Origin of the sequence: Streptomyces sp. NPDC048417 (assembly GCF_040651615.1) — a bacterium.
GTDB lineage: Bacteria > Actinomycetota > Actinomycetes > Streptomycetales > Streptomycetaceae > Streptomyces.
Window position 1 is genome coordinate 17,245 of sequence record NZ_JBEZKI010000011.1, and the last position, 15,045, is coordinate 32,289.

Consider the following 15,045-nt stretch of genomic DNA (forward strand, 5'->3'; position numbering starts at 1 on the left):
AGCGGCATATTCAAAACCGGTTACCGGTGGTCGTGCCACGGATCCTCTTCGTCACCCGTACCACCGGCCCCCGGCGTCACGTCAACCGCCGTGCTCAGCTGCCCGATCGCGCCTCGGCCACCACCCGCGCCCGCCCGTCGGGCGCCCGCACCGGGCAGGCCGACCACGCGGGATCCTCGCGGTCACCGTACCGGGTGAAAGGAGCGCTGACGGCCGATGCGGGTGCATGACCGTGGATCGCGGTCCGGCCGGAGAACGCGTTCGTGTCCACCGAGGCCCACAACTCCGACCTCCTATACGCACCGCAACCGCATTCCGACTCACCGTCCTCCTCGGTCCCTCGCATATCGAGGCCCGGGGGTAAGCGCGGTCGCCGCGGGAGGAGGAGTGGGCGGCCCGGCCGACGCCCCTCCCCCCGGAATGCCCGGGAGGGCGCCGGCAGTATGCCTGACGCCCTCCTGTGCCGGTGGCCGGGGGAGTTACACCTTCGTCGGTTCCTCCGCGGGAAGGCTGTCCATGAAGGAGCTGACGGAGAAGACGGCGTTGCCGGGGCCGGGCGGGCCGTAGCCGGGGGGCGAGGACAGGCCGAAGTCCTCCATCGTCTGGCGGTAGGCCTGGAGCAGGCGGATGTGGTACTCCAGCGGGGCGCCCTGCGGGTTGGCCTTGCCGAGCGGGGTCGTCGGCTCCGGGCACCAGGTGGTGAAGCGGGGCGTGATGCCGTGCGACATGAAGAAGCGCAGGCCCTCGGTGGTGGACTTGATCGCCTCGTCGACCGTGGTGAAGCCGAAGGGCTCGGCCATCTCCACACCGGCCACGAAGTTGGGGATCACATTGCGGGCGCCGAAGATCTCGGCCGAGTCCAGGATCCGCTTGTGCCACTCGTCCCGGCCGACGTACCGCTCCTTGCCCGGGCAGAACATCTTGAACAGGTACTCGTCCCACACCTCGTAGTTGGGGTGGTAGATCTGCACGCCGTAGTCCTTGAACCGCTGGACGTCGTCCTTGGGCAGTGCCTGGGCGACGACCTTGCCGATCCAGCGGTTCGGGAAGTGCTCCTCGATGGCCTTGGCGTACATGCCGTAGAAGTCGGCCTCGTCACGGCCCTGGAGCTTGGAGGTGATGGCGCCGCCGGTGAGCGTGTAGGCGGTGGAGGTCTTCGCCGTGTCGTACCGGTCGATGATCTCCAGGGCCTCCAGGACCTCGTCGACGTCCTTGACTCCCGTGTACGGCCGGCCGGCGGCCTTGTGCTGGCGCCAGTTGTGGTTGATGTCGCAGTACTGGCACTCCTCCTTGGCGCCGAAGTACTGGCAGACCCGGAAGACCGTGAGGTAGATCAGGTAGCCCCACTGGATGGTCGGGGCGACCTCCATCACGGACTTCCCGCTGGCGAGCTTGTGCCGGTAGTACTCCGGCATCGGCGGCACCCCGACGTCGGCGATCCGCTTGCCGTCGAGGTAGAGCCCGAGCAGCCCCTCCTCGTCGGCGGCCACCCGGTACGGCGAGGTGGGGTTCACGCGCACGGACACGACGGTCCGGCGCAGGTCGTACGGGCCGCCCGTGAGGATGATCTCCTCCGGGGGCCGGCGCAGCGCGGCCTCGCCCAGCTCGGGCAGGGTGCCGTGGTCGAAGGAGAAGATGAAGTACGACTTCGGCTTGACCTCGCCGCTCTCGTTGTCGCTCAGGGCGGAGGGATCGAAGGCGACACCGCCCCGGAGCAGGTCCTCCTTGAAGACGGCTTCCCTCGGTACGTGCGGGAACCTCTCCATCAGATCCTCGACCAGCGCGGTACGGCTGCCCATCCCGTGTCTCCTTCCGACTCAGGCGTTCGACTCCTCACGGTATGCCCCCGCTCGTTCGCCGGCCGTGCCGGGTCCCCTCACGCCGTGCGATTCATCCCCCTTCAGGAGGTTTCGCCCCTCTCCTCAGCTGCCGCCGGCCCGTCGTGTCGACTCGCGCAGCACCACATGCGTGCCCAGCACCAGGTGCTGCCCGTCCGGCAGGTCGTCGCGGTGCAGCGCTAGACGGACCGCGGCACGGCCCAGCTCCTCCTGGGGCACGTGGACCGTGGTGAGCGTCGGGTAGACGTCCCGGGCGACCGGGATGTCGTCGTACCCGGCGACCGCGATGTCGTCGGGGATACGGCGGCCGGACTCGCGCAGGGCCTGGACCACGCCCGTGGCGATCATGTCGGTGGCGGCGAAGATCGCCGTGAACTCCCGTCCCGAGGTGAGGAGTTCGCGGGTCGCCTGGTAGCCGTAGGAGCGGGAGAAGACGCCGTCGGCGATCAGGTCCGGGTCGGGGGTGAGGCCGAGGAGTTCATGGGCGCGGGTGAAGCCGGCGATGCGCTGGGCGCTGGTGGAGAGGCCTGGGACGCGGCCGAGGTAGGCGATGCGCCGGTGGCCGCCGGAGAGAAGGTGGCTGGTGAGGGCGAAGGCGCCGCCCTCGTTGTCGTAGTCCACGACCGTGGCCGGGACGCCCGGGCCGAGCGGTGGCCGGCCGACCAGGACGAGCCGGGAGCCCGCCCGGTCCAGGGCGTGCGCGAAGTGGGTCATGCGGTCGTGGTAGGCCCTGTCCTCCAGGGCGCCGCCCACCACGATCACCGCGTCCGCCCGCTGCTCCCGCATGGTCTCGACGACGGCGAGGATGCGCCGCGGGTCGCCGTGCGTGGTGCAGAGCATGCAGAGCCGGCCCTCCGCCGAGGCCTGCTCCTCGACCCCGCGGGCGATGTGCGCGTAGAACGGGCCGGTGACGTCGTCGACGACGAAGGCGACCGTCTTGTTGGTGGCGCCGCCGAGCGCGCGGGCATGCGCGTTGACCACGTAGTCCAGCTCGCGCATGGCCTTCAGGACCTTGGCGCGGGTCGTGGCGGCCACCGGGTAGGTGCCGCCCAGCACCCGGGAGACGGTCGACGCGGAGACCCCGGCCCGCGCGGCCACGTCCCGTACCGTCGAGGCGTCCCCGTTCGGCGCCGGCTGTGTCCGCTTCGCCACCGCTCGGCTCTCCTTCGTCATGTGTTCAGGTCACCCTACGAGACGGCCGTCACGCGGCCCGTTCGAGGACCGAGTGGTCGACCGCGTACCGCAGGCCGTCGCCGGCCAGCAGCCGTTCGGCCTCCGTCACGACGGTGAGCCCGAGCCTGGCCAGTTCGTTGCCCTGCGAGCCGGCGAGGTGCGGGGTGAGGAACGCGTTGGGCAGGTCGAAGAGCGGGGAGCCGGCGGGCAGCGGTTCGGGGTCGGTGACGTCGAGGATCGCGGTCAGGCGGCCGGTGCGCAGCTCCTCGACCAGGGCGTCGTGGTCGACGAGCGAGCCGCGCGCGGTGTTGATCAGTACCGATCCGTCCGGCATCAGGGCGAGTTCGCGGGCGCCGACGAGACGGCGGGTCTCGGGGGTCTGCGGGGCGTGCACAGTGACGATGTCGGAGGTGCCCAGCAGCTCGTCAAGGGGCAGCAGGGGCACACCGAGCCGGCCGGCCTCCGCCTCGTCGACGTACGGGTCGGCGAGGCTCACCACCAGGTCGTGGGGGCGAAGGAGTTCGATGAGGCGGCGGCCGATGCGGGAGGCGCCGACGACGCCCACGCGGCGGTGGAAGTTGCCGATGCCGGGGACGATGCCGCCGTAGGGGTAGGTGCGCCGGGTGCGCAGCAGGTCGCGGAAGGCGAAGACGTCCTTTCCGGCGAGGAGGATCATCGCGAGGGTGTACTCGGCGACGGGCAGCGCGTTGGCGGCGGCCGCCGAGGAGACGAGGATGCCGCGCTTCCACACCTCGGGCGTGGTGAAGCCCTTGACCGAGCCGGCCGCGTGCAGCACGGCGCGCAGTGCGGGCACCGCGTCCAGGGCCGCCGCGTCCAGGGTCGGGCAGCCCCAGCCGGTGACGAGGACCTCGGTGCGGGCGAGCGTCTCCCGGGCCCGGGGATCGGTGAAGTCGTCCACCACCAGAGTGGGATCGATTTCTACGCACGCGCGCAGTCGTGCGAGCACCTCCGGCGGGAAGAGGTGCGGCACGTTCTGGGCTGTCATGGCGAACACTGCCTGGGGACGCTCGGGCAAGGAAGTGACCTTCCGGCTCGGTGACGCGCGGATAGCAACCGGTCTCTACCGTAGGTCTCGGCGAATGAGAGGGTCAATGCACATGCACTCTCCGGCGGACGAGCGGCGGGGGCCACAGGGATGGGAAGACAGCGATGACGGATCCGGCGCAGACGGTCACCAACTGGGCGCGCAACATCACGTACACGGCCAAGGAGTTCCACCGCCCGGACTCGCTCGACGCGCTCCGGTCGCTGGTGGCGGGCGGTACGCGGGTGCGGGTGCTGGGCAGCGGGCACTCCTTCAACCGCATCGCCGACCCGGGTCCGCAGGGCCTGCTGGTCTCGATCGCCGGACTGCCGCCGGTGATCGAGGTGGACACGGTGGCCCGTACGGTCCGGGTCGCGGGCGGGGTGCGGTACGCCGAGCTGGCCCGCGCGGTCGACGCGTACGACCTGGCGCTGCCCAACATGGCCTCGCTGCCGCACATCTCGGTGGCCGGTTCGGTGGCCACCGGCACCCATGGCTCGGGGGTGGCCAACGGGTCGCTCGCGGCGCCCGTGCGGGAGGTGGAGCTGATCCTCGCCGACGGTTCGACGGAGACGATCGCACGCGGTGACGCCCGCTTCGAGGGTGCCGTGACCTCGCTGGGCGCACTGGGGGTCGTCACCGCGCTCACCCTCGACCTGGAACCGGCGTACCGGGTCGAGCAGACGGTGTACGTCGAACTGCCGTTGGCGGGGCTGGACTTCGCGGCCGTGTCCGGGGCCGGATACAGCGTGAGCCTGTTCACCGACTGGCGGGAGCCGGGCTTCCGTCAGGTGTGGGTGAAGCGGCGCACCGACCAAGCCGCGGTGGACTTCGGCTGGGCCGCGCCCGCGACGGAGGCGATGCACCCGGTGCCGGGCATGCCGGCGGGCAACTGCACCGAGCAGTTCGGGGTGCCGGGGCCCTGGCACGAGCGGTTGCCGCACTTCCGGGCGGAGTTCACGCCGAGCAGCGGGGACGAGCTCCAGTCGGAGTACCTGCTGCCGAGGCCGACGGCCGTCGAGGCACTGCACGCGGTCGACGCCGTCCGGCAGGCGGTCTCCCCCGTTCTGCTGACCTGCGAGGTGCGGACGATCGCCGCCGATCCGCAGTGGCTCAGCCCCGCCCACGGCCGGGACTCCGTCGCCCTGCACTTCACCTGGGTCGACGACCTGGCGGCCGTACTGCCCGCCGTGCACCGGCTGGAAGAGGCGCTGGCGCCGTTCGAGCCGCGCCCGCACTGGGGCAAGGTGCACACCGTCCCCGGCGAGGTGCTCCGCGGCCGCTACCCGCGCCTCGAGGACTTCCGCGCACTGGCCCGGACCCTGGACCCCGAGGGGAAGTTCGCCAATCCCTTCGTACACGATGCGCTGGGCCGATGACGACGGATGACGGCGGGCGACAGCGGACGACAGCAGGCGACGGCGGCCGACGGCGGACGACGGGCTTCGCGGAGCTCGTCGACGGACTTAATAAAGCCCTTATCCTAATACCTTGTCGAAAGCCTGCCGCAGCCCATAGCCTTGCGCCGTGTGAAGCACACATCACGTGACATCCGCACCGCGAACCGATACGAGGTGCTGCGGCACATCATCGCCGAGTCTCCCACCTCCCGGCAGGAGCTGGCGTCCGTCACCGGGCTGAGTCTGGCCACGGTCGCCACGCTCGTCGGCGAGCTGCTCGACCTGCGGATGATCACGGAGGTCGGCTTCGAGGACTCGGCGGGCGGCCGGCCCCGGGGACTCGTGGCGGTCAACGCCTCGGGGGGCGCGCTGATCGGCGTCGACATCGCGGAGACGTACGTCCACGTGGAGCTGTTCGACCTCGCGCTGAACGTCCTGGCCCGCGCCGAGGAGGACATGCGCCCCGGCGAGCACCGGCCCGAGCAGGTGGTGAGCCATGTCGCCGCCACCGTCGGCTCGGTGGTGGCGCAGGCCGGGGTGGAGGGCGCGCGGGTGCTGGGTGTCGGGGTGAGCGTGCCCGGGCAGGTGGAGCGGGGCACCGGGATCGCCGAGTACGCGCCCAACTGGGACTGGCACGACGTGCCGTTGCTCGACCTGCTGTCCGAACACATCGCCTACCCGCTCCACCTGGACAATCCGCTGCGCGCCTGCGCGGTGGCCGAGCAGTGGTTCGGGGCGGCGCGCGGGCGCGGGGACGCGGTGGTGGTGAACCTCGGCACCGGTGTCGGCGCCGGGCTCGCCCTCGGCGGCGGACTGCACCGGGGCGTCAGCAACAGCGCCGGGGAGTGGGGGCACACCACGCTGGTCCTGGACGGGCGGCCGTGCCACTGCGGCAACCACGGCTGTGTGGAGACCTATGTCGGCGCGCCCGGAATCATGCTGAACCTGCGCGAGTCGAGCCCGGACAGCCCGCTGCTGCACCCCGACGACCAGACGGCCACGGTCGAGGCGCTGGCGCGGGGTGTGGCGGACGGTGACCCGGTCGCGGTCCAGGTGGTACGCGACACGGCCCGGTACATCGGCGCCGGGGTCGCCAATCTGGTCAACCTGCTCAACCCCGAACTGGTGGTGCTCAGCAGCTGGGTGGCCCGCAGGCTCGGTGAACCGCTGCTCGACGAGGTCCGCGAGGCCGTCCGGCGCCATGCGCTCGGGCGGCCGTTCGCCGCCACCGAGATCGTCCTCTCCCCCATCCCCACCGATCCGGTGTGCCTCGGCGCGGCCACGTTCGCGCTGGAGGGCGCGCTGCGGTCGGTGGGGCAGCGCAACGGGGTGCGCCCGGCCCGTACCGCGTCCGCTTCCCGGTGATCGGTTAGTCCAACTCGCGGGTCCTTTAATCCATTGCCGGGCTCGTCGGCGCTCTGCGACCGTCGTTGCGTATCCGCGGCCGGTCGGCCTCTCCAAACCGGCCGGCCGTACGTCGTGTACGGAACGAGGGAGTCCCCCAGCGTGGCCGGAAGCATCGAGGTCCGCGGTCTGTCCCGCACCTTCCACACCACCGTCCGGCGCCCGGGCTTCTCCGGCGCCCTGCGATCCCTGGTCAACCCCGAACGCGTCGAGAAGCACGCGGTCTCCGACATCACCTTCGACGTCGCCCCCGGCGAACTCCTCGCCCTGCTCGGCCCGAACGGCGCGGGCAAGTCGACGACCATCAAGATGCTCACCGGCATCCTCACCCCGAGCTCCGGCCACGCCCGGGTCGCCGGGGTGGTGCCGTACCAGGAGCGGGAGCGCAACGCCCGCAACATCGGGGCGGTGTTCGGGCAGCGCACCCAGCTGTGGTGGGACCTTCCGGTGCGGGAGTCTTTCACGATCCTGCGGGACATCTACGAGGTGCCCAAGGCCGAACACGCGGCGCGGCTGCGGGAGTTCGACCAGCTCCTTGACCTGTCCGCGTTCTGGGACACCCGCGTCCGGCACCTCTCGCTCGGCCAGCGGGTCCGCTGCGACCTGGCGGCGGCCCTGCTGCACGATCCGCCGGTCGTGTTCCTGGACGAGCCGACCATCGGCATGGACGTGGTGGTGAAGGAGCAGGTCCGCGAGTTCCTGCGGTACCAGGTGGCCGAGCGCGGCCGTACCGTGCTGCTGACCACGCACGACATGACCGAGGTCGAGCGGCTCGCCGAGCGGGTGGTGCTGGTCAACCACGGGCGGCTGGTGCTCGACGGCACCCTGGACGAGATCCGCCGCACCTTCGGCTCGACCTGGCAGGTGCGCGCCACCCTCGCCGACCCGCACACCCCGGTCGGCCCGCTGCCCGGCATCACGCTGGTGCGCCGGGACGGCCCCCAGGTGGTGTTCGGCCCGGACGGCCCGGCCGCGCCCACGGTCCACAAGGCGCTGAAGCTGGTCATCGAGCGGTACGAGGTGACGGGCGTGGCGGTGGACGAGGCCGACCTGGAGGACGTCATGCGGGCGGCCTACGTGCAGGCCGAGGCGGTCTGAGATGGCCCTGTCCTACGGCTGGCGGGCCGCCCGGGTCACCCCGCTCGGCGAGCTGTACACCCCGCCCCGGATCACCGGGGTCCTGCTGCGGCTGGCCGTCCAGGTGGTGCTGGTGGCCTCGCTCTGGCGCGGCCTGTACGCCCAGTCCGGTACGACCGCGGGCCTCGACCGCGGCCAGGCGGTGACGTACGCCGTGATGGCCGTCCTGGCCTCCCGGCTGCGGGAGCTGGACCAGTACGCGGGCCGCGACACGGTCATGCAGCATGTGCACTTCGGCACGATCGTCTACTGGTATCTGCGCCCGATGCCACCCCGGCGCTACCACGCCCTGCGCGCGATCGGCGAGCAACTGTACGGGCTTTCCTGGGCGTTGGCCGGATACGCGGTCTGTCTGGCGGTCGGTGTCGTGCGGCCGCCGGGGTCGGCGGCGGTGGCGGGCGTGTTCGTCCTCAGCCTCGCCCTTGGCCAGTTGGTCCTCTACTACGTCATGCTCCTCATCGACCAGCTGTGTTTCTGGACGCTGCGGAACACCGCCGCGATGCTGATCCTGGTCTTCGCGCAGAACCTGCTGTCCGGGGTGTACGCGCCGCTGTGGTACTTCCCGCACTGGTTCATCACGCTGAGTTCCTTCCTGCCCTTCCAGGCGACCCTGAGCGTGCCGCTGTCGCTGTACGTGGGCCGCATCCCGCTGTCGGACGCCCCCTTCCAGCTGGGCGTCCAGGCCGCGTGGGTCGTGGCCCTCCATCTGTTCACCCGGTTCGTGTGGCGGCGGGCCGCCCGCCGTGTGATCTCGCAAGGAGGCTGAGGCCGATGAACGCCGTACGGATCATGTGGCGCATCACGCGCCTCAACTTCCGCGCCCAGCTGGAATACCGCACCGAGTTCCTGATGATGATCGCGATCGGCGCGGTCTGGCAGGTGTCGGTGATCGTGTTCGCGACGGTGCTGCTCACCCGGTTCGCCGGGATGGGCGGCTGGGACAGCAGCGACGTCCTGCTGATCCCGGCGACCCGCATGCTGTCGCACGGCCTGTTCGTGCTCCTCCTGGGCCGGGTGCACGGTCTGGGCCGGAGCATCCAGGAGGGCAGGATCGACGCCTATCTCCTGCGCCCGCTGCCCGTCTACCGCCAGGTCCAGCTGGAGTTCTTCCCCACCAACGCGATCGGCGACCTGACGGTGGCGGCCGGCCTGATGGCGGGCGCGCTCGGCCGCAGCGACCTGGACTGGACGGCGGGGCGCATCGGCTACCTGGTCGCGTCGGTCCTGGGCGGAATGCTCCTGGAGGCGGCCCTGTTCACCGTGGTGGCCTGCGCCTCGCTGCGCTACCCGGCCGCCGACTACTGGGGCCGCTGGCTGGAGGATCTCCTCGGCACCTTCGGCAGCTACCCCCTCAACGTCCTCCCCCGTGCGGTGGGCGGCCTCCTCACCTACGGCCTCCCCCTCGCCTTCGTCGCCTACTTCCCGGCGGCGGTCCTCACCGGCCACGGTCACTCGACCGGCGTCCCCTACTGGCTGGCGGCCGGATCCCCGCTCCTCGGCCTGCTCGCCTACCTGGCGTCACGCCGGCTGTGGCGGTGGGCGCTGGGCCACTACACGGGGGTGAACGGCTGACCGGCCGGCGGGGCCGTCAGCCGAGCAGCGCCTCCCCGACCCGCTCCGCGAAGGCGGCCGGATGTTCCACGGCGCCCAGGTGCCCACCGGGGAACTCGGCGAAGGCGCCACCGGTGTACTGGGCGACGAACTCCGCCGTCCGGTAGAGGAGTTGGTCGCGGGAGTCGGTTCCGGCGGCCACCGTGAGGCGGGGCAGGCCGGTCGCCGGCCGGTAGGCGGTGAACGGGCGCAGGACGTGGTCGAGGAAGACTCCGAAGGGCGTCGGTTCACCGGCGGCCGGGCGCCCGCCCGCCAACTGCCCGATCAGCCCGGCCCGCAGCCGCTCCCCGTCGGGCAGCAGGGTGACGCACGGCGGCTCGTGGGCGATCACGCCCCGCAGCCGCCCGGGGTGGCGGGCCAGCAGGTCGAGGGCGGTGATGCCGCCGGAACTGGTCCCGAGGACGTACGCCGCCCCGTCCTCGCCCGCCACCTTCGCCAGCACGCGGTGGGCGCCCTCGCTCCAGTCCGCCACCCGCTGGTCGGCGACCGGTTCGCCGAGGCGGCCGTGGGCGAGGCCGAGCGGGTCGTACGTCACGACGGTGAAGTGCGGTACCAGGTGGCCGATCAGCGGGTCCAGGCCCATGGGGTGACCGGCGCCGCCGGGGAGGAGGAGCAGGACGGGTCCGGTGCCGACGATGTCGTAGTGGAGTTCAGGCATGGCGGTCGGTCTCCTCGTGGGGCCAGTTCTCAAGGGCGATGTGCAGGGCGTCGATCGCCCGGTCCCAGGAAGCGCGGACGTCCCTGGGGGCGTTGAAGCCGCCGCCCGCCTCCAGGGCGCAGTAGCCGTGGAAGGTGGCGCGCAACAGGCGTACGGCGTCGGTGAGATCGGGTTCGGCGAGGCCGTAGCCGCGCAGCATGCCGTGGGTGACCTCGACGGTGCGGCGCATGGCGGGGTCGCCCGGGTCGACGAGGGCGGGGTCGATCCGGATCTGGGTGGCCGCGTAACGGCCGGGATGGGCGAGGGCGTAGGCGCGGTAGGCGCCCGCGTAGGCGGCGAGCGCGTCCTTGCCGGAGCGTCCGGCCACGGCGACGGCGATGCGGTCGATCAGCTCGCCGCCCGCGAGCCGTGCGATCCGGTGCCGCAGGTCGTTCAGGCTCCTGACGTGCGAGTAGAGACTCGCGTCCTTCACCCCGAACCGGCGGGCCAGCGCGGACAGCGTGACCTGCTCGAAGCCGGCCTCGTCCGCGAGTTCGGCCGCCGCCGCGACCAGCCGGTCGACGGTGATTCCGGCACGGGCCATGCGCCACCTCCCTGGAGTTCCTAGCTTGAATCCTAGAGCCCCTAGTTTTCGGGGTCCAGGCGATCTCCGCCCGTAGACGGTCGGCGTAGGGTTGCCGGGACACGGAAGGGGGGGCCGTGACGCACGAGGCACGGCGGGCGGAGCGCACGAAGGAGACAGCGGTAGGGCAACCACTGTGGAGGCAACGGAACTTCGGCTTCTTCTGGCTCGCCCAGACGCTGTCCGTACTCGGTGACTCCTTCAGTCTCGTCGCGCTGCCCCTGCTGGTCCTCCAGGCGACCGGCTCGGTGGCCCGGATGGGCCTGCTCACCGCCGTCGGCGGGGTCGCGATGGTGCTGGCGGCGGTCTTCGCCGGGGTGGTCGTGGACCGGGTCGACCGGCGGAAGCTGCTCATCGCCTGCGATCTGGTCCGTATGGTCCTCTACGGCCTGGTCCCGGTCGTCTGGCTCGCCGGGCCGCACCTCTGGCTGCTGTACGTGGTCCTGCCGCTGTGCGAGGCCGTCGGCATGCTCTTCGCCGTCGGCTATGTCACCGTCGTACGCGGGCTCGTCGACGTCACCCGGCTCACCGAGGCCAACGGGAGGGTCAACGCCACCGCGGCGGCGGCCGGTGTCCTCGGTCCCCTGGGCGCGGGTCTGATGGCCGCCTGGACGGGGCCGGCCGACGCGGTGGCCGTGGACGCGGCGAGCTATGCCGTGTCGGCCGCCCTGCTGTTCCTGGTCCGGGTCCGGGAGCGCGCCGGGGACGACCGGCCGGCCGGGAAGCGGGGCGTGTGGCGCGACCTGCGCACCGGGATCGGGTACCTGGTCCGGCACCCCGTCCTGCGGTCGGTCACCGCGCTGCTCGCCGTCTTCAGCTTCCTCAGCCTCGGCATCAACGACCTGGTCATCTACCACCTCAAGCACGACCTCGGCCACGACGACGGCACGGTGGGCACGGTGCTGGCGATCGGCGCGGTCGGCACGATCACCGGGGCGCTGCTGGTCGCCCGGCTCCGGCGTCGGCTGGGCTTCGGGCCGACCTGGATCGCGTCGATGACAGTGTGCGGACTGGCCTTCGCCGGGCTCGGCCAGGTGCGCTCGGTGCCCGTGGTGGCCGTCCTGTGCGCGGTCTACCTGGCCTGCGTGGGGGTGGCGGGCACCTGTTCCATGTCCCTGCGGCAGGAGATCACCCCGGAACCCCTGCTCGGCCGGGTCACCTCCGCCCACTGGACCCTCCAGTACGCGCTGGCCCCGGCCGGCGCCGCCGTCCTCACCTGGGCGGCCGAGCGATACGGCACCGCCGCGGTGGCCGCCGTCGCCGGTGTCTGCTGCACACTGACCGGCCTCGCCGCCCTCGGCACCCCGATCAGAAGGGCGGCGGCGCCAGTGCCCGCGGCAGCCACGCCGGAACACGGCAACCTTCCCCGCGTCGACGACGACCAGGAGGCATGACTTCCGCACCACGCACCACACGTCACCGCCGCGTCCACGCCTTCCGCAAGCCCGTGATCGGGACCCTCGCGGCCGCGGGTCTGCTGGCCGGCGCCTGGTACGCCACCGCCGGCGCGGCGGCGACCCCCGACCTCCAGGTGACCTCCACGGCGGTGAGCCTCAACGCCAAGTACCCCTGTCTGTCGGCCGGTTACAACAACACCCGGGAGTGGAACCGGACCGCCACCGCGGTCGCCCCCGACGGCACGATCCGGGTCGCCCGGCCCGCCGCCGACGGCGTCCATGTCACCCCGCTCACGGCGGCCGGCAAGCGGTCCGGGACCGCCACGGTCGTCAAGGGCGCCCAGGAGGTCGGCGGTCTGGTCGCCCACAACGACGGCTTCGCGCTGCTCACCCGGGTCTCCGACACCAGCAAGTGGAAGGAGACGGCGGCCGCGGTCGTCCGCCACACGGGCGGCAGGAAGACGTGGTCCGCCAAGCTCACCGGCACCGCCTCCCACGACGCCTCCCCCACCCTCGACGGCCAGCGCACCTGGAACGGCTCCAAGTACGCCGCCTGCTTCATGGTGCATGGAGCGGCAGGTTCGTCAGCGCCGACAAGGTGGTGAGCGCGCGGATCACCGGTGACATCGCGGTCCTCAAGGACGGCTCCCTGACGTGGGCCTACGCGCCCGTCACCCCGAGCTACGGCACTTCGCTCACCGGGGCCTCCCCGACCGCGACGACGTTGCGGATCCCCCGTCTCACGCCGTGACGGGTGCCGCCGTACCTCCGTCGGCGCCGAGCGCCGCTGCCATCCGGCGCATGACCTCGACGGGCAGCGCCGGATTGCCGGCGGCCTCCTCGGCGGTGTCATGCTGCCGCAGCAGCCGGGTCAGCAGCCTTACCGGCAGGTGAGGGTGGCGGGTGGCCGCGTGTCGGATGTTCTGGTGGGGGTCCTCCAGCAGCCGCGCGGCGGCGACGGCGGACAGCCGGGGGTCGGTCGCGGCTCGGTAACGCACCTCCTCACTGGGGTCGCGGCTGAGCCGTTCCACCAGGCCGGGCGTCGACTCCGGGTCGTCCAGGGCCAGTCGGCGCATGCGCGGGCTCGGGTCGTCCGCGTGGCGGAGGAGGTCGTGGCGGGGGAAGTTGGGGTGGCCGCGGGGGCGGTCGGGGACGCTCATGCTGCCGGTCCACCACTGCCACACCCGCAGCAGCATGTCGGCGGGCGCGTCGTCGCAGGACTCCGCGAGAAAGAGCTGTACGACCTGGTCCTCGTCGTCGGTGAGGCGGGCGACGACGTCCGGTGGCAGGTGCCGGGCGCGTGCGACGCTTCGGCGGACGAGCGGGTGGCTGGAGGCGGCCAGGCGGCGCATGGCCTCGTGATCGTCATGGAGCGCCACGACCCACGGGAGTGCGTGGTGGCGGCTCTCCGGATGGAAGTCGATGAGGACCGCCTCGCGTTGCTCCTCGGTGAGGTCGCCCCGGATGGACACCTCCCAGCGCACGCGGGCGTCGGGGTCTTCGGCGAGCAGGGCGACCAGGTCGGGGTCCAGTCGCGGGTTCCTGGCGAGGGAACTGCGCTCGTCCGGCTCCCCGTGCCGTACCAGGTGTTCCGCGAGACCGCGCTCCAGCCGGCAGCTCTCCAGCACCTCGGTCTTCGGGCGCCGGGACTCGTACACCGAGCGGGGCATCGGGTGGTCCCGGTGGTGCAGCACCTGAGCCCGCTCGCGTACCGTGCCGTCGGGGTCGGCCAGGAGCGCCGCCCGTGCCGCCGCGTCGAGACGCGGCCAGGCGACCGGGCAGGCCGCCGCCCGCACCTCACCGTCGGGATCGGTGGTGGCCAGGGCGACCAGCACGGCGGTGGGCAGATCCTTGAGGCGTACGGCCTCGCGGCGCACGCGTGCGGACGGATCCGCGGCGAGCCCGCGGCGGGTGCCCTCGGGCAGCTCGGCCTGGCGGTCGGCGGCTATCAGTGTGAGGACCCACCGGTACCGCTCCTCCCGCTCGCCCTCGATCACGCGCACCCACTGCTCGGGGGTGATGTTCAGCTGGACCTCGGCCGCGTGCGACCGGATCTTCCAGTCCGGGTGGGCCAGCATCGCGTCCACGACGTCCTCCGGCATGGCGCCGTACCTGGCGACGTGGGATCTCTCCAGCAGCAGCGGCCGAAGGTCCTTCGGGAAGGCCCGGTTGTACGAGAGACCGCGTGCCCAGGCGTCCAGCAGCTTCTCCGTGGGTCCGGGCCCCCGGAACAGCCCCTCCCAGGCGGCCGCCCGGTCCTCCTCGGTCTCCGCGGCGGCCGCCCTCGCCCTCTCCTCCTGCCGCTCCCTGATCCGGTCGACGGCGACCAACCAGACCGTGTACTCCTCCGTCGTGGCACCCACCAGGGCGTCCCCGTCCAGGGAGAGCGTCACGAACTCCGGCTGTCCGGATCGCTCACCGAGTACTCCGGCGAGGTCCCAGCCGTCGGTGAGCCGGACCCGTATCCAGCCGCGGCGCGGGTTGCCCTGGAAGTCGACGAGGAACACCCCGTCCCCGTCGAGCAGGCCCGCCCCGGACACCAACCGGTGCCACTGTGCGTTGAGTTCGGCGACGGCGTCGGGAAGGTCCAGGGCGACCTCCACGGTCGGCCGGGCCCCCATCGTGATCACGTGGCGCCACGCCACCGGCGGCGGCACCACGTCCTCGACACACGGCTCCCCCGCGAGCTCCAGCCCGGCCCGTCCCAGCAGTGCGACCAGTTCTTCTCTCCGCCCCATGATCGGCATGATGCCCAAAACG

The 15,045-nt window shown here is 72.1% G+C and carries 14 protein-coding genes; 8 read left to right on the forward strand and 6 right to left on the reverse strand.

Annotated features, from left to right (window positions below; genetic code table 11):
* Window positions 1-479 precede the first annotated feature (479 nt).
* The 3 genes from AB0D59_RS18575 to AB0D59_RS18585 form a co-directional block, all read right to left on the reverse strand.
* The gene (locus AB0D59_RS18575) at window positions 480-1,799 is read right to left on the reverse strand and encodes a radical SAM protein (RefSeq protein WP_362566022.1); all 1,320 of its coding nucleotides are present in this window, start codon (window positions 1,797-1,799) and stop codon (window positions 480-482) included.
* Window positions 1,800-1,922: 123 nt separating this feature from the next.
* Window positions 1,923-2,990, reverse strand: coding sequence for a LacI family DNA-binding transcriptional regulator (locus AB0D59_RS18580; RefSeq protein WP_362566025.1), 1,068 nt, complete (start codon window positions 2,988-2,990; stop codon window positions 1,923-1,925).
* A 49-nt stretch (window positions 2,991-3,039) separates the two neighbouring features.
* Window positions 3,040-4,047, reverse strand: coding sequence for a hydroxyacid dehydrogenase (locus AB0D59_RS18585; RefSeq protein WP_362566027.1), 1,008 nt, complete (start codon window positions 4,045-4,047; stop codon window positions 3,040-3,042).
* Between the two features lie 134 nt (window positions 4,048-4,181).
* Here AB0D59_RS18585 and AB0D59_RS18590 point away from each other — a divergent pair, with 134 nt between their 5' ends.
* The 5 genes from AB0D59_RS18590 (at window position 4,182) to AB0D59_RS18610 (ending at window position 9,569) form a co-directional block, all read left to right on the forward strand.
* A complete protein-coding gene (locus AB0D59_RS18590) occupies window positions 4,182-5,435 on the forward strand; it encodes an FAD-binding protein (protein WP_362566030.1) in 1,254 nt (417 codons plus the stop codon).
* Between the two features lie 141 nt (window positions 5,436-5,576).
* A complete protein-coding gene (locus AB0D59_RS18595) occupies window positions 5,577-6,821 on the forward strand; it encodes an ROK family transcriptional regulator (protein ID WP_362566033.1) in 1,245 nt (414 codons plus the stop codon).
* Between the two features lie 141 nt (window positions 6,822-6,962).
* Window positions 6,963-7,958: an ATP-binding cassette domain-containing protein gene (locus AB0D59_RS18600; RefSeq protein WP_362566036.1), complete on the forward strand. Its 996-nt coding sequence runs from the start codon at window positions 6,963-6,965 to the stop codon at window positions 7,956-7,958.
* 1 nt (window position 7,959) lies between these two features.
* Complete coding sequence (locus tag AB0D59_RS18605; RefSeq protein WP_362566039.1) at window positions 7,960-8,763, forward strand: ABC-2 family transporter protein; 804 nt, start codon at window positions 7,960-7,962, stop codon at window positions 8,761-8,763.
* A 5-nt stretch (window positions 8,764-8,768) separates the two neighbouring features.
* A complete protein-coding gene (locus tag AB0D59_RS18610) occupies window positions 8,769-9,569 on the forward strand; it encodes an ABC-2 family transporter protein (RefSeq protein ID WP_362566041.1) in 801 nt (266 codons plus the stop codon).
* A 16-nt stretch (window positions 9,570-9,585) separates the two neighbouring features.
* Here AB0D59_RS18610 and AB0D59_RS18615 read toward each other — a convergent pair whose 3' ends face one another.
* Window positions 9,586-10,266: an alpha/beta fold hydrolase gene (locus AB0D59_RS18615; RefSeq protein WP_362566044.1), complete on the reverse strand. Its 681-nt coding sequence runs from the start codon at window positions 10,264-10,266 to the stop codon at window positions 9,586-9,588.
* Entirely contained in the window at window positions 10,259-10,849 is a 591-nt protein-coding gene (locus AB0D59_RS18620; protein WP_362566047.1) for a TetR-like C-terminal domain-containing protein, read from the reverse strand. Before AB0D59_RS18620 ends, AB0D59_RS18615 begins: the two co-directional genes overlap by 8 nt.
* Before the next feature lie 116 nt (window positions 10,850-10,965).
* On the opposite strand from AB0D59_RS18620, the gene AB0D59_RS18625 reads away from it, so the two are divergent.
* From AB0D59_RS18625 to AB0D59_RS18635, 3 genes are read left to right on the forward strand one after another with little or no spacing between them, the layout of a single operon-like run.
* Entirely contained in the window at window positions 10,966-12,282 is a 1,317-nt protein-coding gene (locus AB0D59_RS18625) for an MFS transporter (RefSeq protein ID WP_362566050.1), read from the forward strand.
* The gene (locus AB0D59_RS18630) at window positions 12,279-12,890 is read left to right on the forward strand and encodes a hypothetical protein (RefSeq protein ID WP_362566053.1); all 612 of its coding nucleotides are present in this window, start codon (window positions 12,279-12,281) and stop codon (window positions 12,888-12,890) included. Before AB0D59_RS18625 ends, AB0D59_RS18630 begins: the two co-directional genes overlap by 4 nt.
* Window positions 12,887-13,036 carry a hypothetical protein gene (locus AB0D59_RS18635; protein WP_362566056.1) on the forward strand — a complete coding sequence of 50 codons (150 nt, stop codon included), beginning with the start codon at window positions 12,887-12,889 and terminating at the stop codon, window positions 13,034-13,036. Before AB0D59_RS18630 ends, AB0D59_RS18635 begins: the two co-directional genes overlap by 4 nt.
* On the opposite strand, the gene AB0D59_RS18640 is transcribed toward AB0D59_RS18635, so the two are convergent.
* A complete protein-coding gene (locus AB0D59_RS18640) occupies window positions 13,026-15,023 on the reverse strand; it encodes a PE-PGRS family protein (RefSeq protein ID WP_362566059.1) in 1,998 nt (665 codons plus the stop codon). The genes AB0D59_RS18635 and AB0D59_RS18640 overlap by 11 nt on opposite strands.
* Window positions 15,024-15,045: the final 22 nt, after the last annotated feature.

Coding starts and splice junctions, on each gene's coding strand:
- AB0D59_RS18575 (WP_362566022.1), bottom strand. CDS start 1,799: ATGGGCAGCCGTACCGCGCTGGTCGAGGATCTGATGGAGAGGTTCCCG.
- AB0D59_RS18590 (WP_362566030.1), top strand. CDS start 4,182: ATGACGGATCCGGCGCAGACGGTCACCAACTGGGCGCGCAACATCACG.
- AB0D59_RS18605 (WP_362566039.1), top strand. CDS start 7,960: ATGGCCCTGTCCTACGGCTGGCGGGCCGCCCGGGTCACCCCGCTCGGC.
- AB0D59_RS18610 (WP_362566041.1), top strand. CDS start 8,769: ATGAACGCCGTACGGATCATGTGGCGCATCACGCGCCTCAACTTCCGC.
- AB0D59_RS18615 (WP_362566044.1), bottom strand. CDS start 10,266: ATGCCTGAACTCCACTACGACATCGTCGGCACCGGACCCGTCCTGCTC.
- AB0D59_RS18620 (WP_362566047.1), bottom strand. CDS start 10,849: ATGGCCCGTGCCGGAATCACCGTCGACCGGCTGGTCGCGGCGGCGGCC.
- AB0D59_RS18630 (WP_362566053.1), top strand. CDS start 12,279: ATGACTTCCGCACCACGCACCACACGTCACCGCCGCGTCCACGCCTTC.
- AB0D59_RS18640 (WP_362566059.1), bottom strand. CDS start 15,023: ATGGGGCGGAGAGAAGAACTGGTCGCACTGCTGGGACGGGCCGGGCTG.